The sequence below is a fragment of the Streptomyces sp. NPDC002994 genome, from assembly GCF_040611155.1.
Lineage (GTDB): Bacteria > Actinomycetota > Actinomycetes > Streptomycetales > Streptomycetaceae > Streptomyces.
In genome coordinates this window covers 57,297-83,506 of the sequence record NZ_JBEXNQ010000031.1, presented here as the reverse complement: position 1 = coordinate 83,506, position 26,210 = coordinate 57,297, and the positions used below count along the sequence as shown (strand labels likewise).

The 26,210-nt window shown below is 71.9% G+C and carries 18 protein-coding genes; 9 read left to right on the top strand and 9 right to left on the bottom strand.

Translation table 11 applies throughout. The annotated features are described in order from the left end of the window. Positions 1 to 54: 54 nt before the first annotated feature. From ABZX79_RS31670 to ABZX79_RS31655, 4 genes are all read right to left on the bottom strand, one after another. Positions 55 to 378: a hypothetical protein gene (locus ABZX79_RS31670; RefSeq protein ID WP_355265370.1), complete on the bottom strand. Its 324-nt coding sequence runs from the start codon at positions 376 to 378 to the stop codon at positions 55 to 57. Further along, the gene (locus tag ABZX79_RS31665) at positions 375 to 761 is read right to left on the bottom strand and encodes a WhiB family transcriptional regulator (protein ID WP_355265367.1); all 387 of its coding nucleotides are present in this window, start codon (positions 759 to 761) and stop codon (positions 375 to 377) included. The genes ABZX79_RS31670 and ABZX79_RS31665 overlap by 4 nt, the downstream gene beginning before the upstream one ends. 157 nt (positions 762 to 918) lie before the next feature. After that, on the bottom strand, positions 919 to 1,209 hold the full coding sequence (locus ABZX79_RS31660; RefSeq protein ID WP_355265425.1) for a hypothetical protein: 291 nt from the start codon (positions 1,207 to 1,209) through the stop codon (positions 919 to 921). A 181-nt stretch (positions 1,210 to 1,390) separates the two neighbouring features. Continuing rightward, complete coding sequence (locus ABZX79_RS31655; protein WP_355265364.1) at positions 1,391 to 3,601, bottom strand: ATP-dependent DNA helicase UvrD2; 2,211 nt, start codon at positions 3,599 to 3,601, stop codon at positions 1,391 to 1,393. Positions 3,602 to 3,777: 176 nt separating this feature from the next. On the opposite strand from ABZX79_RS31655, the gene ABZX79_RS31650 reads away from it, so the two are divergent. Next, a complete protein-coding gene (locus tag ABZX79_RS31650) occupies positions 3,778 to 4,032 on the top strand; it encodes a mycoredoxin (protein ID WP_215130487.1) in 255 nt (84 codons plus the stop codon). Between the two features lie 93 nt (positions 4,033 to 4,125). Here the strand turns inward: ABZX79_RS31650 and nudC are convergent, their stop codons facing one another. The 5 genes from nudC to ABZX79_RS31625 form a co-directional block, all read right to left on the bottom strand. Then, the gene (nudC, locus tag ABZX79_RS31645; protein WP_355265422.1) at positions 4,126 to 5,061 is read right to left on the bottom strand and encodes an NAD(+) diphosphatase; all 936 of its coding nucleotides are present in this window, start codon (positions 5,059 to 5,061) and stop codon (positions 4,126 to 4,128) included. 74 nt (positions 5,062 to 5,135) lie between these two features. Then, positions 5,136 to 6,536, bottom strand: coding sequence for a dipeptidase (locus ABZX79_RS31640; RefSeq protein WP_355265359.1), 1,401 nt, complete (start codon positions 6,534 to 6,536; stop codon positions 5,136 to 5,138). 10 nt (positions 6,537 to 6,546) lie between these two features. Further along, positions 6,547 to 10,596, bottom strand: a complete 4,050-nt coding sequence (locus tag ABZX79_RS31635; protein ID WP_355265356.1) for a UvrD-helicase domain-containing protein — start codon at positions 10,594 to 10,596, stop codon at positions 6,547 to 6,549. A 51-nt stretch (positions 10,597 to 10,647) separates the two neighbouring features. Next, on the bottom strand, positions 10,648 to 14,172 hold the full coding sequence (locus tag ABZX79_RS31630) for an ATP-dependent DNA helicase (RefSeq protein ID WP_355265419.1): 3,525 nt from the start codon (positions 14,170 to 14,172) through the stop codon (positions 10,648 to 10,650). Positions 14,173 to 14,513: 341 nt separating this feature from the next. Beyond that, positions 14,514 to 14,900, bottom strand: coding sequence for an MGMT family protein (locus ABZX79_RS31625; protein ID WP_355265353.1), 387 nt, complete (start codon positions 14,898 to 14,900; stop codon positions 14,514 to 14,516). Between the two features lie 185 nt (positions 14,901 to 15,085). Here ABZX79_RS31625 and ABZX79_RS31620 point away from each other — a divergent pair, with 185 nt between their 5' ends. The 8 genes from ABZX79_RS31620 (at position 15,086) to ABZX79_RS31585 (ending at position 26,141) form a co-directional block, all read left to right on the top strand. After that, complete coding sequence (locus ABZX79_RS31620; protein ID WP_355265350.1) at positions 15,086 to 17,767, top strand: lysylphosphatidylglycerol synthase transmembrane domain-containing protein; 2,682 nt, start codon at positions 15,086 to 15,088, stop codon at positions 17,765 to 17,767. Between the two features lie 107 nt (positions 17,768 to 17,874). Continuing rightward, complete coding sequence (locus ABZX79_RS31615; RefSeq protein WP_355265347.1) at positions 17,875 to 18,270, top strand: helix-turn-helix transcriptional regulator; 396 nt, start codon at positions 17,875 to 17,877, stop codon at positions 18,268 to 18,270. Positions 18,271 to 18,316: 46 nt separating this feature from the next. Further along, positions 18,317 to 19,090 carry a molybdate ABC transporter substrate-binding protein gene (gene modA / locus ABZX79_RS31610; protein ID WP_355265344.1) on the top strand — a complete coding sequence of 258 codons (774 nt, stop codon included), beginning with the start codon at positions 18,317 to 18,319 and terminating at the stop codon, positions 19,088 to 19,090. Beyond that, positions 19,087 to 21,021, top strand: coding sequence for an ABC transporter permease (locus ABZX79_RS31605; protein WP_355265341.1), 1,935 nt, complete (start codon positions 19,087 to 19,089; stop codon positions 21,019 to 21,021). The genes modA and ABZX79_RS31605 overlap by 4 nt, the downstream gene beginning before the upstream one ends. A gap of 153 nt (positions 21,022 to 21,174) precedes the next feature. Next, positions 21,175 to 22,737, top strand: coding sequence for an alpha/beta hydrolase (locus ABZX79_RS31600; RefSeq protein ID WP_355265338.1), 1,563 nt, complete (start codon positions 21,175 to 21,177; stop codon positions 22,735 to 22,737). A 103-nt stretch (positions 22,738 to 22,840) separates the two neighbouring features. After that, complete coding sequence (locus tag ABZX79_RS31595) at positions 22,841 to 24,466, top strand: alpha/beta hydrolase (protein ID WP_355265335.1); 1,626 nt, start codon at positions 22,841 to 22,843, stop codon at positions 24,464 to 24,466. Positions 24,467 to 24,576: 110 nt separating this feature from the next. Continuing rightward, on the top strand, positions 24,577 to 25,344 hold the full coding sequence (locus ABZX79_RS31590; protein ID WP_355265332.1) for a ParA family protein: 768 nt from the start codon (positions 24,577 to 24,579) through the stop codon (positions 25,342 to 25,344). Beyond that, positions 25,344 to 26,141 (top strand): ParB/RepB/Spo0J family partition protein, encoded by a 798-nt coding sequence (locus tag ABZX79_RS31585; RefSeq protein WP_355265329.1) that lies wholly within the window; start codon positions 25,344 to 25,346, stop codon positions 26,139 to 26,141. The genes ABZX79_RS31590 and ABZX79_RS31585 overlap by 1 nt, the downstream gene beginning before the upstream one ends. The last annotated feature ends 69 nt before the right edge of the window (positions 26,142 to 26,210 follow it).

The following is a 26,210-nucleotide window of genomic DNA, read 5'->3' as shown; positions in this document are numbered from 1 at the left end:
CGCACCGCGGGGGCCGGTCTGTTAGGACCGGCCCCCGCGGATGGCTTTCATCTGCTACTGCATGACCGCCATGGCCAGGGCGCGACGGGCACGCAGCGAGACGCGCTCGGCGCGGCGCTGCATGCGCCGGGCGGCGACCAGGCGCACGGCCTGGTGTTCCGCCTCGGCTTCCCGCCTGCGTTCTTGCATATGGGCACGGGCCAGGGCTTCTGGGATGAGTTGCATCTCGCGGTTCCTGTTCTGACGCGAGTCGTTCGCGCCGGTGATGGTGACGTCATGGGTAGCGGAGCCGAAGGGCTCGCTGGGGGAAGAGGTCATTGGGGCCTGCTTCTTGGGATCGTGCGTATGGGGTCGGTCGATGGTTCCGGTGATGTTCATGCCGAGACCGGGTTCTTGCGCGGGCGGCCACGCGGCCGCTTGCGGGCGACGACGACACCCTGGACGAAGAGCTCGCCGCCCCAGACACCCCAGGGCTCCCGGCGCTCCTGGGCACCGGCGAGACAGGCCTCGACCAGCGGGCAGGTGCGGCAGAGCGACTTGGCGTACTCGACATCGGCCGGGGACTCGGCGAAGAAGACCTCCGGGTCGTACGAACGGCAGGGGACGGGCACGCCGAGGTTCTCGATGGCGTCGTCGAGCGCGGTGAGCGCGGTGAGAGGGGCCAGGGCGGTCTGGGCAGTCAAGGTCGGGTCCTCCGTGAGACCGGGCGGGGTGATCGTTTGGGAAGGCGGTACGGACGGGGCGTGCGTTTCGAGTTGCACGGTGGTTGTTTCCTCGTCGAGTCGTTCCGACCGGTCGGCCGGGTGGCGGTTGCTGTCCCGAGGCCCCTTCGCTCTGTCTCCCCCGTTCGGGACAAACAGAAGGGCCGCGGATCCCTGGTGGGGTTCCGCGGCCCTGAGGCGCCTGCCTGATCCTGGATCAGGCTGGATCACTCCAGGGTTCGAGCCCACGGAAGGCCCACATCGTGTGGTGCTGCGTCGTCTGCTTCTTGGATCCGGCGCCGGCTGCCGCAAAGGCATAGGCACTCGCCTGTGCCGCTGCTACTGCTGCTTCCGGTGCCTTGGTCGGTCGCTCATTGCGCGCCAGGTCAAGGCCTGCGAGAGACGCCGGACGGACGGCGGAAATGCCGGGCAGACCGGTGCCACGAAGCGAGGAGCCGAGCGGGCAGGTGGCGACGACCGAGCGATCGGTCATTTTGGTGAAGTTCATGAAGCTGGTCACTGGGCTCGCCTCCTCTCGGCGTCTCGGGGACCGTGGCACGGGGCCGGTCCCTACGTATTCGGATAAGTACAGCACGGAATCAGGGCTTCAGAGAAGTCGCTGTTCCCGTGGTTAAGAACCTATGGGGATTGCTGGGGCATGCGCAAACTATTTTCTCGACGAGTTTGAATCAGTCCTCTTCGTCGGCCCCTGCGAGCTCCTGACCTGCGCAGAGAGCCAGCACATCGGCTCCGAAACGCTCCAACTTGCGGGCGCCGACCCCTGAGATGACGGCCAGTTCTCCCGCCTCGCCCGGCGCCGCCTCGGCGATCGCCATCAGCGTCTTGTCGGTGAAGACGCAGTACGCGGGCTGGCCCAGCTGCTGCGCCTGGCCGGCCCGCCAGTCGCGCAGCCGTTCGTACAGCGCCTCGTCCATGTCGGACGGGCAGTCCTCGCAGCGCATCAGTTTCACCTCGCCGGCGTCCGTGAGGGTCTTGCCGCACACCCGGCACAGGGCCGAGGTGCGACGCCGGTTCCTGGCCGGACCACCGCTGCCGCTGCCGCTACGGCCGCCGCGCTCGATGCTCGCGCCGCCGCCGCCCGCTCCACGGCCGCCGGAGGCGGAGGAGCCGGGGCGCAGCCCGTTCAGGAAGCGGCTCGGGCGGCGGGAGGCCCGGCCGCCGGGCGAGCGGGACAGCGCCCAGGACAGGCCCAGGTGCACCCGGGCGCGGGTGACGCCGACGTACAGCAGGCGTCGCTCCTCCTCGACCTGCTCGTCGGTCTTGGCGTAGGTGATCGGCATCATGCCCTCGGTGAGACCGACCAGGAACACGGCGTCCCACTCCAGGCCCTTCGCCGAGTGCAGCGAGGCGAGCGTGACGCCCTGGACGGTGGGCGCGTGCTGGGAGGCCGCGCGCTCGTCGAGCTCGGTGACGAGGTCGGAGAGTGTCGCGGCGGGCTTGGTCTTCGCGAAGTCCTCGGCGAGCCGGACGAGGGCCGCCAGGGACTCCCACTGATCGCGTACGGCGCCGGAGCCGGCCGGGGGCTGAGTGGTCCAGCCGTTGCCGCTGAGGACGGCGCGGGTCTGGGAGGGCAGGTCCACGACATCGTCGAGCAGCGAGTCGTTGTTCCCGAAGCGGGCGGCGCCGCGCAGGGCGTTGATGGCCTTGCGCACCTCCTGGCGTTCGAAGAACCGCTCCGCTCCGCGCAACTGGTAGGGCACCCCGGCGTCGGCCAGTGCCTGTTCGTAGACCTCCGACTGGGCGTTGATGCGGTACAGCACGGCGATCTCGCCGGCCGGGACGCCCGCGGCGATGAGGTCGCGGATGCGGCGGGCGGTGCCCTCGGCCTCGGCGGGTTCGTCGGCGTACTCCGTGTAGACGGGCTCCGGGCCCGCCTCGCGCTGGGAGATCAGCTCCAGGCGGTGCTCGGCGGCCCGGCCGCGCGCCTGGCTCAGCAGGCCGTTGGCCAGGTGGACGACCTGCGGTGTCGAGCGGTAGTCGCGGACCAGCTTCACCACGGTGGCGTCCGGGTGCTTGGTACGGAAGTTCAGCAGGTGGTCGGGGGTGGCGCCGGTGAAGGAGTAGATGGTCTGGCTGGCGTCGCCGACGACGCACAGGTTGGGCCGGTCGCCCAGCCACAGTTCGAGCAGCCGTTGCTGGAGCGGGCTGACGTCCTGGTACTCGTCCACCACGAAGTGCTGGTACTGGCTGCGCACGTGGTCGGCGATGTCGTGCCGGTCCTGGAGGATGCCGACGGTGAGAAGCAGCACATCCTCGAAGTCGATCATGGCCCGGTCGCGCTTGAGCTGCTCGTACATCGCGTAGATCTGGGAGATCTCCGCCGCGTCCCTGGGGGCGTCGCGGCTCGATTTGGCGACCGCGGCCGGGTAGTCGCCGGGGACGGTCTGGGTGACCTTCGCCCACTCGATCTCGCCCGTCACGTCCCGCAGCTCGTTGCGGTCGAGGCGGACGCGGCAGCGTGCGGCCGCCTCGGCCACCAGCTGGATCTTGCGCTCGACGAGCCGGGGCAGATCGCCACCGACTGCTTTCGGCCAGAAGTACTGGAGCTGGCGGAGGGCGGCGGAGTGGAATGTCCGCGCCTGGACCCCGCCCGCACCGAGCTGGCGGAGCCGCCCGCGCATCTCGCCGGCGGCGCGGTTGGTGAACGTGACAGCCAGCACGCTGGCGGGCTGGAGGATCCCGGCGCGCACGCCGTACGCGATGCGGTGCGTGATCGCGCGGGTCTTGCCGGTGCCCGCGCCGGCCAGGACGCACACCGGACCGTGCAGAGCCGTCGCGACCTCACGCTGCTCGGGGTCGAGCCCTTCGAGCACCGCGTCGGCCGAGTCCGGGACCTCGGGGACCTGCGGGAAAGGGGAGGAGTGCGTTGCTGCTGTCACCCCGCCATGCTGCCAGGTCGGGAGAGGTGGGTGCGGCCGCTGTCCACAGGGGCCGGGCACTCGTCGTACTAATGCGGGAATGGTGGTCGGGTCACGGACGTTCGACACACTGGCATTTCCGCCTCGCAGGGGAACGGACCCCAGCGAACCAAGCGAACCAGAGGAGCGCATACGACATGCTGGGAACAGTGACGATGTACAGCACCACGTGGTGCGGCTACTGCCGTCGGCTCAAGAGCCAGATGGACCGTGAGGGCATCGCGTACACCGAGATCAACATCGAGCTGGACCCGGAGTCGGCGGCCTTCGTCGAGAAGGCGAATGGCGGAAACCAGACGGTCCCGACCGTCCTCGTGGTTCCCGCCTCTGGCGAGCAGTCCGTCATGACGAACCCGAGCCTCGCTCAGGTCAAGCAGGCGCTGGCGGTCTGAGGCGGGCACGTACGGCAGGCATCACGTACGGCAGGCATACGGAAGGGCCCCCACGCTGCGGCGTGGGGGCCCTTCCGTAGGGGATGCGACGCGTTACAGGTTCAGCGGCTTCGGCAGGGGCTTGCCGTACCAGAGCTCCACCAGGCGGGCCGCGATCGAGATGCCCGACGGGGGCAGGATCTCGCCGGTCTCGATGGCGCTGCGCAGGTCGTCCCGGGAGAACCAGCGCGCCTCCTCGATCTCCTCGCCGTCCACGTTGATCTCCGATGATGTGGCGCGCGCCATGAAGCCCAGCATCAGGCTGGACGGGAACGGCCACGGCTGGCTGGCGATGTACTCGACGCGGCCGACCGTGACGCCCGCCTCCTCGAAGACCTCACGGGCCACCGACTCCTCGATCGTCTCGCCGGGCTCCACGAACCCCGCGAGCGTCGAGAACCGGCCTTCCGGCCAGTGCACCTGGCGGCCGAGGAGCGCGCGGTCCTCCTCGTCCGTGACCAGCATGATCACAGCGGGGTCGGTTCGCGGGTAGTGCTCCGCGCCGCAGGCCTGGCAGCGGCGAATGTGCCCGGCGGCCGCGATGACGGTGCGCTCGCCGCAGCGCGAACAGAAACGGTGCAGCCGCTGCCAGTTCTCCAGCGCCACCGCGTGGACCATCAGGCCCGCGTCGCGCGGGCCGAGGAGCAGCCCGGCCTCGCGCAGGCCGGCGGGGCGCGCGGACTGGTCCATGCGCCCCGGCAGGGAGTCCTTCTGGAGAGCGAAGTAGCTGACGCCCTCTTCGTCCGTACCGAGGAAATAGCGGTGCGTCTCGGTGACCGGAGCCTCGAAGGCCGGGGTCATCACGAGTGCGGTGCGCCCGTCAGGCGTGTCGTCGATCAGGGCCTGTCCGCCGGAGACCACGAAGACGCGGGTCGTCGGGTGGCTCCACGCCGCGGCCAGCCAGGCCTCGTCGAGGCGGTGGTGCGCGGCGCGGTCGATGCCACTCGGGGCGGTGAGCCCGATCGGCAGCTCGGTGGCCGGCGCGTTCAGGCCCGTGTGGTCGGTCGTCGAGGTGCTCACAGGTGCTTCCAATCCCCCTGGCGGATGTCGGACGATGTTCAGGTTCAGGAGGCGCGCCAGTGCGCCGCGAGATCGCCCCACAGGTACGCGGTCGTTTCGACGCCCTTGAGGAGCAGCTCGATCTCGACCTTCTCGTTGGGTGCGTGCCAGCCGTCCGACGGTACGGAGATACCCAGGAAGAGCACCGGTGCACCGAGTACGTCCTTGAGGTCGGCCGCCGGTCCCGAGCCGCCCTCGCGCGTGAAGCGGATCTTCTGGCCGAAGGCGCGGCCCATCGCCCGTACGACGGACTGGAGGGCGGGGTGGTCGAGCGGCGTCAGGCACGGGCGGGTGGCGGCGCCGAAGGCGATCTCGTGGCGGATGCCGGCCGGGACGCGGGATGCGATCCAGTCGCGTACGGACTGCTCGATCTTCTCCGGTTCCTGGCCCGCGACCAGGCGGAACGACAGCTTCAGGTGGGCGGAGGACGGGACGATCGTCTTGCCGCCGGGGCCCTGGTAGCCGCCGCCGATTCCGTTGACCTCGGCGGTCGGGCGGGCCCAGACGCGCTCCAGGGTGGTGTGGCCCGCTTCGCCGAGGGTGGCGCGTGACTTGGCCGTACGGAGCCATTCGGCTTCGTCGAAGGGCAGCTCGGCGAACAGCTCACGCTCGCGGTCCGTCAGCTCGACGATGCCGTCGTAGAAACCGGGGATCGTGACGTGCTCGTTCTCGTCGTGGAGGGCCGCGACGAGGCGGGCGGCGACTGTGGCCGGGTTGGGGACCGCGCCGCCGAAGGATCCGGAGTGGATGTCCTGGTCGGGCCCGTACAGCTCGATCTCGCAGTCGGCCACGCCGCGCATGCCGGTGCAGACGGTCGGGGTGTCCTCGGACCACATGCCGGTGTCGGAAACGATCACGGCGTCGGCGGTGAGGCGCTGTGCGCGCTCCTCGACCAGAGCGCGGAAATGTGGGGAGCCCGACTCCTCCTCGCCCTCGATGAGGAGCTTGAGGTTTACGGCGGGGGTGGTGCGGCCGGTGGCGGCGAGGTGGGCGCGTACGCCGAGGGTGTGGAAGAAGACCTGGCCCTTGTCGTCGGCCGCCCCGCGCGCGTAGAGCCTGCCGTCGATGATTTCCGGCTCGAAGGGGGCGGTGTGCCAGCCGTCCTCGCGGGCGGCGGGCTGCACGTCGTGGTGCCCGTAGACGAGCACGGTGGGCGCGGCCGGGTCGCCGCTCGGCCACTCGGCGAAGACGGCCGGGGCGCCGGCGGTGGGCCAGATTTCGGTGACCGGGAAGCCGGTCTCCTTGAGCTTCGCGGACAGCCATTCGGCGCTGCGGCGTACGTCGGCGGCGTGGTCCGGCTGGGCCGAGACGGACGGGATGCGCAGCCAGTCGGCGAGGTCGCCGAGGAAGGCCGTGCGGTGCGTGTCGATGTACGTACGGACGACGCTGTCCGGAGTGTCGCTCATGGCCCCGAGCCTATCCGGCCGCCGGACCGGGCTCGTCCAGCAGGATCCGTTCGAGCTCCCTGCGGCCGGGGAGGCGGGCGGGGCGCGCGATTTCGCCGGTGCGGACGTAGAGGAACGCGGCGCCCACGGAGTCCGGGAGGAGGTCGTGCTGCTCGGCCCAGGCAAGGCGGTAGACCGCCAGCTGGAGGGGGTCGGCGGTGCGGGTCCGGGCCGTCTTCCAGTCGACGATCTCGTACGCGCCGGTCTCCTCGTCGCGGTACACGGCGTCTATCCGACCCCGGATGACGCGGCCCGCGAGGGTGAGGTGGAAGGGCGCTTCCAGGCGGTACGGGGTGCGGCGGGCGTACGGGCTGCGCTCGAACGCCTCCTTGAGTGCGGCCAGGTCGCGCTCGTCCGCGATGTCGGCGTCGGTCTCATCGCCGCCGGGCAGCTCGTCGGGGCCGAGCATGGGCAGCGGCAGCTCCTCGAAGCGCGACTCCACCCACGCGTGGAAACGGGTGCCGCGGCGGGCGGCGGGCTGGGGCGGGCGCGGCATGGGGCGGGCGAGCTCGTGGGCGAAGCCGTCGGGGTCGGCGGCGAGGCGCAGGAGCTGGGTGGCGGTGAGGGAGGGGGGTACGGGGACATCGCGGGTGGTGGCGCGGGCACGGCGGAGCTCCCCGGCGAGGGCGTCGAGGTCCCGGTCCCAGGAGGCGACCGCGCGGGCCTCTTCGGGGGTGAGTGGGTTCCTCCGCTGCCCCGCCCCTTCCCGGAACTGGGTGGCTGGGCCCCCAGGCCCCGCGGACCCCGTCGCCTGGTCCGCCGGGTGCGCCGGGTGCGCCGGGTGGCGGCGTGCGGGCACTGAGTCGTGGGCGGACGCGGACATGGACGCGTCGTGCTCCCGGGCGCGGGGCAGTTCGGCGCGCGCGTGCTCGTGCGACTGCGCGTGCGCGTCCAAGTCCGAGTGCGTGCGAGCTGCGGGTACGACGCCGGGGTGCCGGCTGGTCCCGCCGGCCCACTGCGCCGGGTCCTGGGCATCGCCGTGGAACCGTTCGGCAGCACCATCGGCGTCAGCCTCGGCGCGCGTCGCGGTGCGGGTCTCGGGATCGGCGCTGGTCTCCGGGCCGACGCCGGGGCCGGTCTCGCCTTCGGCCGAGCCACGATCGGGCGTCGCCGCCGGCCGCTCCGTGAGGAGGCTGTCCCACTCCGCCTCCGCCGCGTCCGGGACGTCGTCGTGGAACGCATCGGCGGAAACGTACCCCTCGGCGCCGAACTCGACCGCAGCGCCAGCCGCCGTGCCGGCCTCCGACCCACCTTCCACCCCCGCTCCGCCCAGCCTCGCCGCCGGGCGCTCCGTGAGAAGGGTGTCCCACTCCCCCGCATCCGGGGCGTCGTCGTGGAACGCACCGGCGGATGCGTACCCCTCGGCGCCGGTCGCGGTGTCCGCTTCGGCGCTCCACTCGCCTGTCGCGGGGGCTCGGCCGGATGCCGGCGCAGGCCGCTCCGTCAGGAGCGTGTCCCAGTCCTCCGGGTCGGCGTCGTAGTCCCCATCGGTGCCGGCGGCAGCCTCGGCCGGGGCCGTCGCCAGTGCCTTCAAGTGGGCCATGACCGTCTCCGCCGCCCGGCGGCGCCGGGCCATGGACGCCGGATCCAGCGGCAGGGGCCAGGCCCGGTCCGCCGCCGACTCGCGCAGGGTCGGGTTCTCCTCGCCCTCCGCCGGCTCGTCCGCCCACGCCTCGATCTCGCCGAATCCGGCCGTGCAGTGCTCGTACAGGGCATGCAGGAAGGCGGACGGGCCGCGCGGCTTCTTCTGGGTCGGGCCCCACCAGTGGCCCGAACCGAGCAGCAGCGAGCGCGGGCGGGTGAACGTGACGTACCCGAGGCGCAGTTCCTCCGTGTGCTGGTGGGCCTTCATCTCGTCCTTGAAGGCCTTGATGCCCTTGGCGTCCCAGTCGTCCACGTCCGGGAGCGTCTTGGCGTCGCCGCGCAGCGCGTGCGGCAGGACCTTGGCCTGGGAGGTCCACGAGTCGCGGGACTGCTCGCTCGGGAAGTGGCCCGTGACCAGGCCCGGCGCGGCCACGACGTCCCACTCCAGGCCCTTGGACTTGTGGGCGGTGAGGACCTTGACGGTGTTCTCGCCACCGGGCAGGGCGTTGTCCAGGCCCTTCTCGTACTGGGCGGCCGTGCGCAGGAAGGCGAGGAAAGCGAGCAGGTTCGCCTCGCCGTCGAGCGCCGCGAATCCCGCCGCCGTGTCCAGGAAGTTGCTCAAAGTCTCGCGCCGGCGAGCGGCCAGGGCGTGCGGGGACGCGGACAGCTCCACTTCGAGGCCCGTCGTGGCCAGCACCCTGTGCAGTACGTCCATGAGCGGGTCCGCGAGCGAGCGCCGCAGGTCGCGCAGCTCGGCTGCCAGGCGGGCGAAGCGGACCCGGGCGTCCGCCGAGAAGGGCAGGCCGTCGTCCGTACCGCCGCCGCCGGCCTCCAGGAACGTGTCGAGCGCGTCCGCCAGGGAGATGACCTCCGCCGGGTCCACGCCCTCGACGGCCTCGGCCAGCCTGCCGTCGGGGTCGGCGCCCGCGTCGGTTCCCCGCGCGCGGTGGACGAGCAGGCGCGCGCGGCGCCCGAGCAGCGCCAGGTCGCGCGGGCCGATGCGCCAGCGCGGGCCGGTGAGGATGCGTACGAGCGAGGCATTGGCACCGGGATCCTGGAGCACTTCGCAGACCGCGACGAGGTCCGCGACCTCGGGGAGGTGGAGCAGCCCGGAGAGGCCGACCACCTCCACCGGTACGTCGCGGGCCACCAGCGCGCCCTGGATCTCGGCGAAGTCGCCCGCCGTACGGCACAGGACGGCGATCTCGCCGGGTTCCTTTCCCGTACGGACAAGGTGGGCTATCGAGTCGGCCAGCCACGCGATCTCCTGTGCGTGGGTGGGCAGGAGGGCGCACCGGACGATGCCGTCGCGCTCGGCGCCCGGGGCGGGGCGCAGCGCCTCCACGCCCTCGTGCATGGCGCGCAGCGGGACGGCGAGGCCGTTGGCGAGGTCGAGGAGGCGGCCGCCGCTGCGGCGGTTCTCGCTGAGCGAGAAGCGGGCCGCGGGGCTCCCGTCGGCGTACGGGAAGTGGGCCGGGAAGTCGTCGAGGTTGGCGACGGACGCGCCGCGCCAGCCGTAGATCGCCTGGCAGGGGTCGCCGACCGCCGTCACCGCGTGCCCGGTGCCGCCGCCGAACAGGCCGGAGAGGAGCAGGCGCTGCGCGACCGACGTGTCCTGGTACTCGTCGAGCAGGACGACCCGGAATTCGTCGCGCAGGATCCGGCCGGCTTCCTCGCTGGTGAGCGCGAGCTCGGCGGAGAGCGCGATCTGGTCGCCGAAGTCGAGGAGGTCGCGGCTGCGCTTGGCCTCGCGGTAGCGGGTGGTGAGTTCGAGCAGTTCGAGTCGGGCGGCGGCGGCTTCGGGGACCTTGCGCAGGTCGGCGTTGGAGAGCTTGACGGACGCGAGGGTGCTGAGGAGTTCGGTGTCGTACGTCGCGAGGCGGGCCGGCTTCACCAGGTGCTCGGCGAGCTCGCCGTCCAACGCCAGCAGGTCACTGACCAGGGACGGGAAGGATTTGGTGAGCGCCGGATACGGGCCGGGCGCCTCCCGCAGCACGCGCGCGGCGAGCTGGTAGCGGGTGGCGTCGGCGAGGAGGCGGGCGGTCGGTTCGAGGCCGATGCGCAGGCCGTGCTCGGCGAGGAGCTGTCCGGCGAAGGCGTGGTACGTGGAGATCCTGGGCTCGCCGGGAGGGTTGTCCGGGTCGATGACGTCGGGGTCGGTCACTCCGGCGCGGATCAGTGCCTTGCGGACGCGCTCGGCGAGCTCGCCGGCCGCCTTGTTGGTGAAGGTGAGGCCGAGTACCTGCTCGGGCGCGACCTGGCCCGTGCCGACCAGCCACACCACCCGCGCGGCCATGACCGTCGTCTTGCCCGAACCGGCTCCGGCCACGATGACCTGCGGGGCAGGCGGTGCGGTGACGCACGCCATCTGCTCCGGGGTGAACGGGATGCCGAGGAGCTCTTTGAGCTGCTCGGGGTCGGTGATTCGAGCTGACACCCCAGAGAGGCTATCCGGCCCCACTGACAACCACGGACCGTGAAGCTTCCGCTACTCGACGATGTGGCGGCCCTCCGGCTGTGCGCTGCACGCGGCGCGGAAGGCGCAGTGCGTGCAGTGCTGGCCGGTCGCCGGACTGAATCGTTCGTCGAGTACGCGGCCGGCCGCGGTGGCGAGCAGATCGCCGACCCACTCCCCGGCGAGCGGCTCCTGCGCCTGGATCTTGGGGAGTGCTTCCCCGCCGTCCTTCTTGGCGGCCGCTTGGCGCAACTGTACGAGTTCGGCGCCGCCGGGCTCGGGGCGCGTTCCGCCGAACGCCTCGTCCACGGCGCCTTCCCGTACGGCGAGCTGGTAGACGGCGAGCTGCGGGTGGTGGGCGACCTCATCGCGCGTTGGGGTCGCTTTTCCGGTCTTGAAATCGACGACGTACGCCCGTCCCTCGGCGTCCTTTTCGACGCGGTCCATGGAACCTCGGATGCGCACCTCGTACTCTCCGCCCGCCTCCAGGGTCACGTCGAAGTCGTGCTCGGTCGCGACCGGGGTGCGGCCGCCCCGGTCCATGACGTGCCACTGGAGGAAGCGTTCCAGTGCCACTCGGGCGTGCTCCTTCTCCTGCGTGGACTTCCAGGGGGCGTCGAACGCGAGAGCGTTCCAGACGGAGTCGAGGCGTTCCATGAGTACGGCGAGGTCGGCGGGCGTACGGCCGGACGCGACCTCGTCGGCCAGGACGTGCACGACGTTGCCGAAGCCCTGGGCGGCGGTCGCGGGTGCGTCCGCCTTTACCTCGCGTCCCAGGAACCACTGGAGGGAGCACGTGTTCGCGAGCTGGTCCAGTGCGCTTCCCGAGAGCGCCACGGGCTCGTTCCGGTCGCGCAGCGGGATGCTGCTGTGCGTCGGGTCGTACAGGCCCCACCAGCGGTACGGGTGCGCCGAAGGGACCAACGGCTGGCCGTCCTCGTCCGCGAGGGCGGCGAGGCGGGCCAGCCTGCGGGCGGCCGCGTCGCGCAGCGCGGGGGTGGCCGCCGGGTCGACGGTGGTGGCGCGCAGTTCGGCGACGAGTGCGGCCACGGCGAGGGGGCGGCGGGGGCGGCCTGTGACGTCCTTGGGTTCGACACCGAGTTCGGTGAGGAAGCGGGAGGGCTGGTCGCCGTCGTCGGTGGGGGCCTTGACGGCGGTGACGACGAGGCGCTCGCGGGCGCGGGTCGCTGCGACGTAGAAGAGCCGTCGTTCCTCGGCGAGGAGGGCGCCGGGGGTGAGGGGCTCGGCGAGGCCGTCGCGCCCGATCCGGTCGGCTTCGAGGAGCGAACCTCGGCGGCGCAGGTCCGGCCACAGGCCCTCCTGCACGCCCGCCACGACCACCAGGCGCCACTCCAGCCCTTTTGACCGGTGCGCGGTCATCAGGCGTACGGCGTCAGGGCGTACGGCGCGCTTGCTGAGGGTGTCGGCGGCGATGTCCTGGGCGTCGAGCTCTTCGAGGAAGTTCAGGGCGCCGCGGCCGCCGGAGCGTTCCTCGGCGCGGGCGGCGGTGTCGAACAGTGCGCACACGGCGTCGAGGTCGCGGTCGGCGTTGCGGCCGGCCGCGCCGCCGCGCAGGGCGGCGCGTTCGAGGCGCCCCGGCCAGGGGGTGCCGTTCCACAGCTCCCAGAGGGCCTCTTCGGCGGTGCCGCCGGCTTCGAGGAGGGTGCGGGCCCCCCGCAGGAGCGCGCCGAGGCGCTGGGCGCCGCGGGCGTACGCCGGGTCGTGCGCGGCCAGCCGCTCCGGTTCGGCGAGGGCGCGGGCGAGCAGCTCGTCGGAGGGCGGCGGGAGCCGGTTCCCGGCGGCGCGCTCCTCGTCGCGCAGGGCGCGGCCGAGACGGCGGAGGTCGGCGGTGTCCATGCCGGCGAGGGGCGAGGCGAGCAGTTCGGCGGCGACGTCCGTGCTGAGCCAGGTGCTGGTCGTGGCGGGCGGGACGGGACTCCCCTGGCCCTCGTCCTGGTCCCGGCCCTCGCCTTGGCCGACGTCCCCGGCTTCGGACTGCGGGGCGGGGGCGGTGGAGTTCCCCTGACCCGCCCCTTCCCGAAACTGGGGGACAAGCCCCCCAGGCCCCCCGGAAGCGGCAGCTTCGCGCCGCACGACGGACCCGTCCGACCCGCCCGGGACGTCGCCCTCAGGACGTACAAGAGGCGCCACCGACCCGCCCACGGCGTCGGCTTCGCGGCGGCCGGTGGGTGCCTCAGCGGCACCGTCGTCGGCGGGCCCGGTCGGTCGAGTGAGGGCTGCTTCGGCCACTGCTCGTAGGGCCGTCAGCAGGGGGGTCACGGCAGGCTCGTGGCGCAGGGCGAGGTCATCGCCGTCGATCTCCAGGGGGACGCCCGCGGAGGTCAGGGCGCGGCGTACGGCGGGGATCGTGCGGCCGCCCGCTCGTACCAGTACCGCCATCTCGTTCCACGGCACGCCCTCCTCCAGGTGGGCACGGCGCAGGATGTCCGCGATGTTGTCGAGCTCCGTGCCCGCCGTCGGGTACGTGAAGACCTCCGCGTGGCCCCCTTCGCGTACCGCGGCGAGGTCGCGGTGCGCCCGAACCTTTTCGGCCGGCAGGCGCGTCAGCGGCATCCTGCGGGTGAGCCGGCGGGTGGCCTCCAAGAGGCCCGCTCCCGAGCGGCGGGAGGTCGTCAGGACCTCCACCGGGGAAGGGCTGCCGTCCGTTCCCCGGAACGTGTCCGGGAAGTCGAGGATGCCGCCGACGTCCGCACCGCGGAACGCGTAGATCGACTGGTCCGGGTCGCCGAACGCCACCAGGGTGCGCCCCGAACCGGCCAGCGCGTGCAGGAGGCGGACCTGTGCCGGGTCGGTGTCCTGGTACTCGTCCACGAAGACCGCGTCGTACTGGGCGCTGAGCCGGCCCGTGAGCTCCGCCTGCTCGGCGAGCAGCACCGCGCGGTGGACCAGTTCGGCGTAGTCCAGGACGCCCTGCATGTCGAGTACGTCGAGATATTCGGCCAGGAAGGCCGCCGCGGCCTTCCAGTCGGGCCGCCCGGTACGCGCCGCGAAGGCCCCCAGGGCGTCGGGGCCGAGCCCCAGTTCCCGGCTGCGGGCCAGGACCGCCCGCACCTCGTCGGCGAAGCCGCGCGTCGTGAGGCAGGCGCGCAGTTCGTCCGGCCAGTGGATGGGCGAGGGACGGCCGTCCCGCTCCAGGGCCACGTGGCCCGCCAGCAGGTCACGTACCGCCACGTCCTGTTCGGGGCCGGACAGCAGCCGCAGCGGTTCGCTGAAGAGGTCGCTGTCCTGGTGGGCGCGGACCAGGGCGTAGCAAAAGGAGTGAAAGGTGGTGGCCTGCGGCCCGTACGCACCGCCGAGCCTAAGTGCCATCCGGTCGCGCAGTTCCACCGCGGCCTTGCGGCTGAAAGTGAGCACCAGGATGCGCTGAGGGTCGGCTCCCTTGGCGACACGCGCGGCGACCGCCTCCACGAGTGTCGTCGTCTTGCCGGTGCCCGGTCCCGCGAGGACCAGCAGCGGACCGCCCACATGGTCAACCACCGCGCGCTGTCGCGCGTCAAGAAGAGGAGGATCCACCGGGCCCGGCGGTGTACGCACCAGCCGGTACGCGCCCGGGGTCCGCTGCCGCGCCTTACGGTGCGGCGGATTCCAGGCGGAAACTGCGGAACCTGCGGAACCTGGGGGATCTGCGGAAGGGGAGGAGCTCACGTGGATCGCCGGTCCTGGTGGGTGTACGGGTTGAATTGCCGCCCCGCGCGGGGCGCGGGGGATGCGGGATGAGCGGTACGCGCGTGCCGCGTGCGGAGGACGACGCTACGCCAGTGGGCGACCGGGACGCAGCGGGTCCGCGTCCTGTCCCGCCCGGTGCCTCGCCCGGCGCCTCCTCCGGCGCCCCCTGCGGTCCGGCCATTCCCCACCGCGACCGCGCATGCAGGAAGCTGTCAGGTGTGAGTCGTGTGAGCTTGTGCACTTCCGCCGGAACCGGCCGTGCCGCCGTCCCACCTCGCCTGCTTCATGTCCAGGCGCGGCAGGTGGGTCCCGGACTGCCGGGAGGCCGTCCGCAGTGGGGTGCCCTCCGCGCGGTAGTGGTCCAGCGCCCGCAGTTCGTGGCCCGGCAGCAGTACGCCGTCGGAACGCACGACGCGCCACCAGGGCGCGCCGCCGCCGTAGAGCGCCATGACCCGCCCGACCTGGCGGGGGCCGCCCTCCTCGAGCCACTCGGCGACGTCCCCGTACGTCATCACACGGCCGGGTGGAATCATCTCGGCCACCTCCAGTACGCGCTCGGCGTACTCGGGCAGTGCGGAGTCTTCCGGCTCGTGGCTCATCCGGTCCATCCTGCACCACGCCGCCGACAGTGGGCGCTGCTCCACGGGGAGTATCCAAAACACGCGAAACACTCCACGCCCCCGCAATGCACCCTGATGCCCCCCTGTGTCATCCGGTCATGCCACCATCATCCGGGCGGTGACAGGTGATACGAGATCAAGAGGAAACAACGAACGAGCAGGGCGTGCAGCCTCCGCCGGCGGCGAGTACCCCCGGCGCCGAGTCACGCCCTGACGCATCCGAAAGGCCCACGAAGAACATGAACTGCGGGCCCGAAGGAAGCAACATCGACGGGGTCTCCGGCGACGAACCACTGCTCTCCGCGCGCGTACACCGCCCGTCCGACCTGGTACGACTGCTCGTCGGCGTGCTGGGCATCGTGTGCGTACTCGGCATCGCGGCCTTCGCGCACGGCACCGCGTCCGGGCTCGAACAGGACATCAGCAAGGGCACCGGCCAGACCCCCGACGTCTTCATCAAACTGGCCGGCCTGATCTCCAGCATCGCCGTACTGATCCTCCCGGTCGCCTTCGCGATCGAGCGGCTGATCAAGCGCGACGGACTGCGGATCGCGGACGGCGTACTCGCGGCCGTGCTCGCGCACGGTGTCGCGCTCGCCACCGACCTGTGGGTCTCCGAGGCCGCCCCCGACACGATCAGGGAAGCGCTCACACAGGCGACGGCGAACGGCGAACTGACCGATCCCGTGCACGGTTACCTGGCGCCCGTCATCGCGTACATGACGGCGGTCGGCATGGCGCGCAGGCCGCGCTGGCGCGTGGCGCTGTGGGCGGTGCTGCTGCTCAACTCGTTCGCCGTACTGGTCGGCCGCCAGACCACACCGTTCTCGATCATCGTGACCGTGCTGATCGGCTGGACGGTCGCGTACGGGACGCTCTACGCCGTCGGTTCCCCGAACGTACGGCCCACCGGCCAGACCCTCCTCGCGGGGCTGCGACACGTCGGGTTCCGTCCGGTGACGGCGATGCGCGCCGAGGACGTACCCGACTCGGCCGAGCAGGGCGACCGCGGCCGCCGCTACCTCGTCACCCTGGAGGACGGGCCGCCCCTCGACGTCACCGTCGTCGACCGCGAGCAGCAGGCGCAGGGGTTCTTCTACCGCGTGTGGCGTCAGGTGACCCTGCGCGGCATCACCCAGCGCCGCTCGATCCAGTCCCTGCGCCAGGCCCTGGAGCAGGAGGCGCTGCTCGCGTACGCCGCCATCGCCGCCGGGGCCAACGCGCCCAGGCTGATCGCCACGTCCGAGCTCGGTCCCGACGCCGTGATGCTCGTGTACGAGCACCTGGGCGGCCGTTCGCTGGACTCGCTGCCCGACGAGGAGATCACCGACGAGCTGCTGCGCGGTGCCTGGCGCCAGGTGAAGGCCCTCCAGTCGCGCCGTATCGCGCACCGGAGGCTGGTCGGCGACGCGATTCTGGTGGATCGTTCCGGCAGGGTGATCCTGACCGATCTGCGCGGCGGCGAGATCGCGGCCGGCGACGTCGTCCTGCGCATGGACGTCGCCCAGCTCCTGACGACGCTCGCGCTGCGCACCGGCGCCGAGCGGGCCGTGGCCGCCGCCGTGGAGGTGCTGGGCCCCGACGCGGTCGCCGACAGCCTGCCGCTGCTCCAGCCGATCGCCCTCAGCCGCTCCACCCGCTCCACGCTGCGCAAGTTGGCGCGCGAACGCTCGCAGCGTGAGCGCGAGGCGGTAATCGACGCATCACACGCCGCCAAGCCGGACGGGGCCGCCGCGCCGGGCGCCGCCGAGGCCGCGGCGGCCAATGGCCGCAAGGACACACGGGCGGAGAAGAAGGCCGAGAAGGGGGCCATAGAGGACGCGCTGGAGAAGGCACGCGAAGAGGACCTGCTGACGCAGATCCGCCACCAGGTGCTGCTGATCCGTCCGCAGGCACTGGTCGAGCCGGCCCGCCTCGAACGCATCAGGCCCCGCACGCTCATCAGCGTCATCGCCGGCGCGTTCGCCGCGTACTTCCTGATCTCGACCCTGATGGCCAACGACATGAGCGAAGCGATCGCGAAGGCGGACTGGCGCTGGGCTGCGGTGGCCGTGCTGTTCTCGGCGCTGAGCTACCCGGCCGCGGCGATGAGTCTGCTGGGCTTCGTACCCGAGAAGGTGCCCTTCTGGCGCACCGTCAAGGCGCAGGTGGCCGGTTCCTTCGTGAAGCTGGTCGCGCCGGCGGCGATCGGCGGCGTGGCGCTCAACACCCGTTTCCTCCAGCGCGCCGGGGTACGCCCCGGACTGGCGGTGGCGAGTGTCGGCGCCTCGCAGCTCTTCGGCCTCGCGGCCCACATCACGCTGCTGATGATTTTCGGTTACGTGACGGGCACCGAACGGACCCCCACGCTCTCCCCGTCCCGGACGGTCATCGCCGGACTGCTGACGGCGGCGGTGCTGGCGCTTGTGGTGACCGCCGTGCCGATCCTGCGCAGGTTCGTGGTGACGCGGGTGCGGTCGTTGTTCGCGGGTGTGGTGCCCCGCATGCTCGACGTACTGCAGCGGCCGCAGAAGCTCATCACCGGTATCGGCGGGATGCTGCTGCTGACCGCGGCGTTCGTGATGTGCCTGGACGCGTCGATTCGCGCCTTCGACAGCGATACCCGCCTGAGCTACGCCACCATCGCGGTGGTCTTCCTGACCGCCAACGCAATCGGTTCCGCGGTACCGACGCCCGGCGGTGTCGGCGCGGTCGAGGGCGCGCTCATCGCGGCGCTGTCGGTCGCGGGACTGCCCGCGGGGATCGCGGCGCCGGCGGTGCTGCTGTACCGGCTGCTGACGTTCTGGCTGCCGGTGCTGCCGGGCTGGCTGTCCTTCAACCAGCTGACACGCAAGGAGCAGCTGTAGAGGCTGCTGGTCGCTCTGGTCTCTTCGTACGAGCCACACCGCAGCTGCCAGGAGCATCGACCGATCTTCCTTGCAGGTGCGGCTAGAACGGCCGTACATTGCCGCACATGCGGTCCTACACCACTCAGCAGGCGGCGCGGCTTCTCGGCGTCAGCCCCGACACCGTCCGCCGCTGGGCCGACGCCGAGCGGATCACCACGCGCAGGGACGAGACCGGCCGGCGGCTGATCGACGGCCCCGTTCTCGCGGCGTACGCGGTCGAGCTGGCCCAGCAGGCCAATGAGCATGGCGACATCCCGTACACGACCGCGCGCAACGCCTTCGCCGGGATCATCACCGGGGTGAAGCTCGGCGATGTCGCGGCCCAGGTCGAGATACAGGCGGGCCCGCACCGGCTGGTGTCCCTGCTCACCCGGGAGGCGGTCGAGGAGCTCGGCCTGGAGGTCGGGATGGAGGCGGTGGCCCGCGTGAAGTCGACCAATGTCCATATCGACCGTGTGTGAACCGGCTGTGTCCCAGCCGGTCGTTACCGACACCCCGGGGGTTTCCGTGCGACGCCGTACCGTCCTTCCCGTCATCACCACCTCGCTGCTGCTCGCCCCCCTGCTCGTCGCGTGCGGCGGTGAAAGCGGTGAGAAGGCGGGCTCCAAAGCGGGCGCCACCGAGATCACCGTCCTCGCCGCGGCCTCGCTCACCGATGTGTTCACGGCGGCCGGAGCGGCGTACGAGAAGGAGCACTCCGGCACGAAGGTCACCTTTTCCTTCAACGGCTCTCAGGAACTCGCCTCGCAGGTACGGCAAGGCGTGCCCGCCGACGCTCTGGTCACCGCCGACACGAAGACCATGGACGGGCTGAAGGAGAACACCGGCGAACCGGTCGTCATCGCCAAGAACCGCCTCACCATCGCCACCGCCCAGGGCAACCCGGCGAAGATCGGCGGCCTGAAGGACCTCTCCAGGAGCGGTCTGAAGGTGGTTCTCGCGGCGCCCGAGGTGCCGGTCGGCCGTTACAGCCAGAAGATTCTGGACGGGGCGGGTGTGAAGGTGAAGCCCGTCTCCCAGGAGCCGAATGTGCGCGCGGTACTGAGCAAGGTGGAGCTGGGCGAGGCCGATGCCGGTCTGGTGTACGTGACCGACGCCACGGCGGCCAGGGGCAAGGTCGCCACCGTCGCCGTACCCGACGCGCAGAACGCCGTCGCCTCCTATCCGGCCGCCGTACTCGACGATTCGAAGCACGGCGAGGAGGCCTCGGACTTCGTGAAGTGGCTCGCCTCCCCGAAGGCGCAGAAGCTGCTGCGTGACGCGGGATTCCAGGCGCCGTGAGCACGGTGAAGGGGCGCGCGCCGCTCGCCCTCACGCTGCCGGCCGGGCTGGCCGTCGTCTTCCTGCTGCTCCCGCTGGCGGGGGTACTCGCCGGTGCGCCGTGGTCGACGCTTCCCCGGCGGCTGACCGCGCCCGCGGTGACCGAGGCGCTGGGTCTGTCCTTGGTGGTCTCGGGCTGGGCGCTGCTCCTGTCGCTCGTCCTGGGCGTACCGCTGGCGTGGCTGCTCGCCCGCGTGTCGTTCCGCGGCAAGGCGCTGGTGCGGGTCCTGGTGATGCTGCCGATGGTGCTGCCGCCGACGGTCGCCGGTGTGGCGCTGCTTCAGGGGTACGGGCGGCGCGGGCTGATCGGCGAGCAGTTGTCGGACTGGTTCGGGGTGACCTTGCCGTTCTCGACGGCGGGGGCGGTCGTAGCGTCCGCGTTCGTCTCGATGCCGTTCCTGGTGATCAGCCTGGAAGGGGCGCTGGCCGGACTGCACCCGCGGTACGAGGAGACGGCCGTCTCGCTCGGCGCGTCGCCGCTGCGGACCTTCTTCACGGTGACCGTTCCGATGGTCGCGCCGGGGCTGCTCGCGGGTGCGGCACTGTGCTGGGCGAGGGCGCTGGGCGAGTTCGGGGCGACGATCACGTTCGCCGGCAATCTGCCGGGCACCACGCAGACCCTGCCGCTCCAGGTCTATCTGCTGCTGCAGAACGACCCGGACGGCGCGGTGGCGGTGTCGCTCCTGCTGCTCGCGGTGGCGACCGCCGTGCTGATCGCGCTGCGGGGCCACTGGCTCGCCCCGCAGCGTGGGTCCCGTGACACACGGACACCGCCCCCTGATGAGCCCCTGGAGGCCGCTCCGGCCCCCGGCTCGCTGTCCGCCGGCCCGGAGGCCCTGGCCGACGGTGGGGAGGCGCCCCGGTGGCCGCTCGTCGCAGAAATCGACGGGCACGCGCGCGTGGGGCTCGATGTCGAGGGCGGTAGTACGGTCGCCGTCGTAGGACCCAACGGTGCGGGCAAGACCACCCTCCTGCGCGCGCTCCTGGGACTCACCGACCGGGCAACCGCACGCTCCCTCCGGCTCGGCGAAAGGGACGTGTCCTCGCTCCCGCCGCACCGGCGCGGCATCGCCTGGGTGCCGCAGGACGGCGCGCTGTTCCCGCACATGACCGCGCTCGCCAACACGGCGTACGGGAGAACGTCCCAGGGCGCTTCCAAGGCGCACGCCCGCGCGGAGGCGCAGGAGTGGCTCGACCGCCTCGGTGTCGGGCACCTCGCGCACCGCAGGCCCAGCCAGCTCTCCGGGGGCCAGGCCCAGCGCGTCGCACTCGCCCGCGCCCTCGCCGCACGGCCCCGGCTGCTCCTCCTCGACGAACCGCTCGCCGCACTCGACCAGACGACAAGGGCCCGCGTCCGGCACACCCTGCGCGACCACCTGGCGGGCTTCCGGGGCGTCTGCCTGATCGTCACGCACGACCCGGTCGAGGCCGTTTCGCTGGCGGACCACGTGCTCGTACTGGAAGAGGGCGAGTCGGTGCAGTACGCGCCTCCGGCGGAGGTCGCGCGGCACCCTCATTCGCCCTGGGTGGCCCGGATGCTCGGCCGCAACGCCTGGCCCGGCACGGCCACGGCGGACGGCCTGGAACTGCTCGACGGCGCACACCTGGTCGCCGCCGAACCGCTCCCGGGCGGCTCCTCCGGCCTCGCCGTCGTGGGCCCGGAGGCGGTCTCCGTACACCGGAGCCGACCCTCGGGAAGCCCGCGCAACAACTGGCCGGGAACGGTCCGCGAGCTGACCGCACACGGGAGCCGACTGCGCGTCCTGATCGACGCCGCCCCGGAAGTCGTAGCGGAGGTCACTCCGGCGGCTGCCGCGGAGCTGGGGCTCGCGGAGGGCGTGCGGGTATGGGTCAGCGTGAAGGCGACCGAGGTCACCCTGGTAGCGCTTTGAGACGTTCCCCGGAACGCCTGTAAGAGGCACCCGGGTACGTCACCGAGGCATACCCGGGTGCGCCTGTGAGACGTACCCCGGAACGCCCCGTACGCCGTCCCGAATGGCGCTTCCCGGGGCGCACCCTCCCGCGCCCCGTCGCACGATGGGTTCATGCCGACTTCCGCCGCCCTGCGTGCCACGGCCGTCCTCGCCGCCACCGCCGTTCTCGTGTCCCTCGCCGGCTGCTCCGACAACGGCGGCAAAGGCAAGGACGGGAACGGGGACAACGACCTCGCCGCCCAGAAGCTCGAATGGGAGGACTGCCCCGCCCCGTCCGCGGCGGAGGGCGGCGGCACCTCCCCCTCCCCCCTCTCCGGCGGCACCACCTGGCAGTGCGCCTTCATGGACGTCCCACGCGACTACGCGAAGCCCGACGGCGACACGATCGAGCTGGCGCTCATCCGCGCGAAGGCCCGCGACACGAAGAACCGCATCGGCTCCCTCGTCTTCAACTTCGGCGGACCCGGCGGCTCGGGCGTGACCGGCCTGCCCTCTCTGGCCGCGAACTACGAGCGGCTGCGCTCCCGCTACGACCTGGTCAGCTTCGACCCGCGCGGCGTCGGCCGCAGCGTGGGCATCCAGTGCAAGGACGACAAGGAGCTCGACGAGTACTACGCCCAGGACAGCACCCCGGACGACGCCGCCGAGGAGAAGACCTTCACCGACAGCCTCGCGTCGTTCGCGTCCGCCTGCGAGGACAACTCGGGCGAGGACCTCCCGCACGTCGGCACCACCAACGCCGCCCGCGACATGGACCTCATGAGGCAGACCCTCGGCGACGACAAGCTGCACTACTTCGGCATCTCGTACGGCACCGAACTCGGCGGCGTCTACGCCCACTTGTTCCCGAAGAGAGTCGGCAGGGCGGTCTTCGACGCGGTCGTCGACCCCACCACGTCCTCCGAGCAGGGCTCACTCCTCCAGGTCAAGGGCTTCCAGCTCGCCCTCGACAACTTCGCCAAGGACTGCCTCGAGCGCGGCGACGCGTGCACGCTGCCCGGCAACACCGTGAAGGAGATCGAGGACTTCATCGTCGATCTCCTCAAGCGGCTGGACAAGAAGCCCGTCAAAGGAATCGGCAACCGCGAACTGACACAGAGCCACGCCGCCAACGGCGTCCTCCAGACGCTCTACTCCCAGGAGTACTGGAAGTACCTGGAGCAGGGCCTCAACGACGCGGACGGCGGCAACGGCGAGCTTCTGCTCAGCCTCTCCGACGCCCTGAACGGCCGGGGCCCCGACGGCTCGTACAGCAACATCGGCGCCGCCAACGCCGCCATCAACTGTGTGGACTCCAAGGCGCGTTTCGACATGGCGCAGACCAAGGCGAAGCTCCGCGAATTCCGCGAGGTATCACCCGTCTTCGGCGACTTCCTCGGCTGGGGCCTGATGGGCTGCTCCCAGTGGCCCGTGGACGGCGAGCGGGACACCCCCGATGTGAGCGCGCCCGGCTCGGCCCCCATCCTCGTCATCGGCAACACCGGAGACCCGGCGACGCCCTACGCGGGCGCGAAGAAGATGGCCGACGAGCTCGGCAAAGGCGTCGGCGTCGTTCTGACGTACAAGGGCGAGGGCCACGGCGCGTACAACAGCGGCGACAGGTGCGTGCAGGCAGCGGTGGACGCGTACCTGCTGAGAGGCAAGGTGCCGGCCGACGGAACCGTATGCCCGTAAGCCTGCCAGCCGGCCTGTCAGTGGGCCTGTCAGTGGGCCTGTCAGTGGGGCCGCCTAGGATGACGAATCAGTTTTCGAGTCCTGGGCGGGGTGGGGGGCCACGATGGCAAATCTTGTACGGGCAGTCGCCCTGGCAGCCGCTGCGCTCCTCGCTGCGGGGGCGGCCACCGGCTGCGACAGCGGCTCCACCGGCGGCGGCGACAAACCCGCCCGCCAGGGCACGCCCCACGACGACCGCGAAGGCAGCGACGGCAGCGACGGCAGTGAAGGCGGCAAAGGCGGCGAAACCCACGCCGGCAAGCTGCCCGCCCTCCCCTCCGCGCTCACCGGCCAGCGCCTCGACTGGAAGCGCTGCGCCGCGCCCCGCAAGGCGGACGGCAGCGCCGCCCGGGCCCCCGGCGGCGACTGGCAGTGCGCCACCCTCACCGCGCCACTGGACTACCGCGAGCCGGCCGGCGAGACGATCGGTATCGCGCTGATCCGCTCCAGGGCGACCGACGCCGACCGGCGCATCGGCTCGCTCCTGTTCAACTTCGGCGGGCCGGGCGGCTCGGGCGTCGCGGCGATGCCGGGGCACGCGCCGGGCTTCACCACCCTGCACACCCGCTACGACCTGGTCAGCTTCGACCCGCGCGGCGTCGCGGAGAGCTCCGCCGTCGTCTGCCAGGACGACCGGCAGGCCGAGGCCTCCTTCCGGCTGGACTTCACCCCCGACACCGCCGCCGAGGAGAAGGCCTACCTCGACGACGCGGCAGCGTTCGGCGCGGGCTGCGCCAAGCGCTCCGGCAAGGTCCTGCCGTACGTCGCGACCAGCAGCGCGGCCCGCGACATGGACCTGATCCGCCAGGTCCTCGGCGACAAGAAACTGAACTACTTCGGCTTCTCGTACGGCACAGAGCTCGGCGGCACGTACGCCCACCTCTTCCCTGGGCACGTCGGGCGCATGGCGCTGGACGCGGTCGTCGACCCGACCGCCGACTTCGTCCATCACTCGCGCAACCAGGCGCTGGGCTTCCAGCGCGCGCTGGACAACTACTTCGAGAGCACCGGCACCACCGCCGAGGCCGGCACGAAGCGCGTCGTGCGGCTCCTCGGCCGGCTCGACAAGAAGCAGCTGCCGACCACCGCCGGACGTCCGCTCACCCAGAGCCTCGCGGTCACGGGCATCATGTCCCAGCTCTACAGCGAGGACAGCCGGCCGACGCTCACCAAGGCCCTGCGCGAGGCGGAGAACGGCGACGGCACGACGCTGCTGAGGCTCGCCGACGGATACAACGGCCGCGACGCGCGAGGGCGCTACAGCACGGCGCACCACGCGCAGCGCGCCATATCCTGCGCCGACGCCGAGGGACGCGTGAGCGGCGAGGAGGTCAGGAGGACCCACCTGGCCGACTTCCGGAAGGTCTCCCCCGCCTTCGGCCCGTACCTCGCCTGGGACCTGGCCGGCTGGTGCGCCTCATGGCCGGTCGACGGCGAGCGCGAGACCCCCGAGGTCGGCGCGAAGGGCGCGCCCCCGGTCCTGGTGATCGGCGGCACGGGCGACTCGGCCACGCCGTACGAGGGTTCGCTGCGGATGGTCGAGGAGCTGGGGGAGGGCGTGGGCGTGCAGATCACGTACGAGGGCGAGGGCCACGGCGCGTACCTCACGGGCAACGGCTGCCTGGCCCGCGCCGTGGACCCGTACTTCCTGAACGGCAGGGTCCCGGCGAACGACACGACCTGCTCCTAACAGCGCTGCCCTCCGGCGTGTACGCGCCGCCTGCCCCCGCACCACTGTCACAGTGACCGTAAATCCCGAATGTCGGATTTGCGCGAATCGGTGAATCAGGGAGAGTGGTCGTGGCGCACGTGCATGTGATCCTCAATCAGAAGGGCGGCGTGGGTAAGTCCACGCTCGCCGTCAATCTCGCCGCCGTCACAGCCGACGTACTCGGCGCCGGGGCCAAGGGCGAGCGGCCGCCCGTCGTCGCGGTCTCGATCGACCCGCAGGGATCAGCCGTCTGGTGGTCGGAACGGGTCGGCGACGGCCTGCCGTTCGACTTCGTGCAGGCGCACGACGACCTGCCCGGACTGGCCGCGCTCTCCCGCATCCCCTCAGCCCAGCACGTCTTCGTCGATACGCCCGGCTGGCTCGACCTCGCCGAGACCGACGGCGAGGACCCGCTGGGCCAGGGGGCCGCCGCCGACGCCCTGCGCGCCGTACTCGACAGCGCGCACGACGTGATCGTGCCGATCGAGCCCGAGCCGCTCGGCTTCCAGCCCACCCAGCGCACCATCGAGCGCGTCGTGAAGCCGCGCGGACTGCCGTTCCGCGTGGTCATCAACAACTGGGACCCCCGCGACGGCAAGGCGGACCTGGACCAGACCCGGGCGTTCGTCGAGGCCCAGGGCTGGCCGCTCGCGCGGACCGTCGTACGCCACTACAAGCTGCACACCCGCGCCTCCGCCGATGGCCTCGTCGTCACGCAGTACGGCGCCAACCGCGTCGCACTCCAGGCCCGCGAGGACTTCTTCCGGCTGGCCCTGGAGGTCGGCCTCGCGGTGATCCCGGCCCCGGCCAAGCCGTCCAAGCGCACCCGCACCGCCAAAAAGGCGGTGGCGCGCTGATGGGCCGCCGCACCGATCTCGCCACCCTGCTCACCCCCGGCGGCGACCCCGCGCCGCCGGCCGGGCGGGACACGTATCCACTGACCGTCCCCGTCACGGACCTCGCCGAGAACCCCGACAACCCGCGCCACGAACTGCGCGACCTGGACGGCCTGGCGGAGACGCTGCGCGAACGCGGAGTGCTTCAGGCCCTCGGAGTCGTCTCACGCGGCGCCTTCCTCGCCGCGCATCCGGAGCACGAGGCGGCGGTCGGTGGCGCCCCGTACGTCGTCCTGCACGGCCACCGCAGGCTCGCGGCCGCCAAGCTCGCCGGGCTGCGTGAGGTGCCGGTCCTCGTACGGGAGGACGCGACCCGCACCGACGAGGACGCGCTCATCGAGAACGTCCAGCGCGACGACCTCACCGAGCTGGAGCAGGCCCAGGCCATCCAGGGCCTGATCACCTCGTACGGCTACTCCCAGCGGCAGGTGGCCGCCCGGATCGGCAAGACCCAGGGGTTCGTCTCGCAGCGGCTGTCGCTGATGAAGCTCCGCGAGGACCTTCAGGAGGCACTGGCCGACGGCCGGGTCTCGGTCGAGGACGCCCGGCGGATCGCGCGGCTGCCGCGCGACGAGCAGCAGCTGCCCGGCGCGGTGCGGGACGCGCCGGCGCCCGTTCCGAAGGCGCGGCGGCGCGATTACGGCGTAATCACCCTCGACAGCCGCAGTACGCCGGAGGAACTGGTCGAGGTGCTGCGCCGCAATCTGGCGCCCGCCGCGCTCGAAAGGGTGGCCGAGCTGCTGGCCCCGGGGCGCTGACGAGACAGCGGAAAAGGGGCCGCCCCGCACGATCACGTGCGGGGCGGCCCCTTCGTACGTACAAGCAAG

Excerpts from the sequence above, each read along its gene's own strand:
- ABZX79_RS31670 (WP_355265370.1), bottom strand. The coding sequence starts at position 378 with ATGAACATCACCGGAACCATCGACCGACCCCATACGCACGATCCCAAG.
- ABZX79_RS31660 (WP_355265425.1), bottom strand. The coding sequence starts at position 1,209 with ATGAACTTCACCAAAATGACCGATCGCTCGGTCGTCGCCACCTGCCCG.
- ABZX79_RS31650 (WP_215130487.1), top strand. The coding sequence starts at position 3,778 with ATGCTGGGAACAGTGACGATGTACAGCACCACGTGGTGCGGCTACTGC.
- ABZX79_RS31640 (WP_355265359.1), bottom strand. The coding sequence starts at position 6,536 with ATGAGCGACACTCCGGACAGCGTCGTCCGTACGTACATCGACACGCAC.
- ABZX79_RS31625 (WP_355265353.1), bottom strand. The coding sequence starts at position 14,900 with ATGAGCCACGAGCCGGAAGACTCCGCACTGCCCGAGTACGCCGAGCGC.
- ABZX79_RS31615 (WP_355265347.1), top strand. The coding sequence starts at position 17,875 with ATGCGGTCCTACACCACTCAGCAGGCGGCGCGGCTTCTCGGCGTCAGC.
- ABZX79_RS31600 (WP_355265338.1), top strand. The coding sequence starts at position 21,175 with ATGCCGACTTCCGCCGCCCTGCGTGCCACGGCCGTCCTCGCCGCCACC.
- ABZX79_RS31595 (WP_355265335.1), top strand. The coding sequence starts at position 22,841 with ATGGCAAATCTTGTACGGGCAGTCGCCCTGGCAGCCGCTGCGCTCCTC.
- ABZX79_RS31585 (WP_355265329.1), top strand. The coding sequence starts at position 25,344 with ATGGGCCGCCGCACCGATCTCGCCACCCTGCTCACCCCCGGCGGCGAC.